At 57.6% G+C, this 490-nt stretch carries 1 protein-coding gene; it reads left to right on the plus strand.

Going from position 1 to position 490, the window contains the following annotated elements:
* Positions 1–38 precede the first annotated feature (38 nt).
* On the plus strand, positions 39–490 hold a 452-nt coding region (locus GHN86_RS23075), incomplete at its 3' end, for an integrase core domain-containing protein (RefSeq protein ID WP_323370015.1).

Raw genomic sequence — 490 nt, forward strand, 5'->3', positions numbered from 1 at the left:
TGACTCTTCTGGATGACCACTCGCGTTTCTTTTTAACTATCGCCGCCTGTGGAAACGAGCAGCGCGGGACGGTTCAGACCCATTTGATCAGAGCATTTCGCGAGTACGGACTGCCCAACCGCATGACGATGGATAACGGGGCGCCGTGGGGTGACGAGCCTGAGAGCTACACGGGACTGGAGATCTGGATCATGCGCCAAGGTGTCAAAGTCAGTCACTCGCGCCCCTACCACCCCCAGACGCAGGGCAAGCTGGAAAGGCAGCATCGCAGCATGATCAGGGAAGTGTTTAAGGGGATGTGCCTGATTGACCTGCCCACTGCACAGCTCACGCTGGATGAGTGGCGCAAGGTCTATAACTACGAACGCCCGCATGGCGGTATAGGCATGCAGGTTCCGGCTTCTCGGTACACGTCCAGCTCCAGGGCGTATCAGGAGGCGCTGACTCAGATCGAATACGGCAGTGAACTGGATGTACGAAAAGTGCAGGC

This window comes from Pseudomonas helleri, from assembly GCF_009600315.1.
Classification (GTDB): Bacteria; Pseudomonadota; Gammaproteobacteria; order Pseudomonadales; family Pseudomonadaceae; genus Aquipseudomonas; species Aquipseudomonas helleri_A.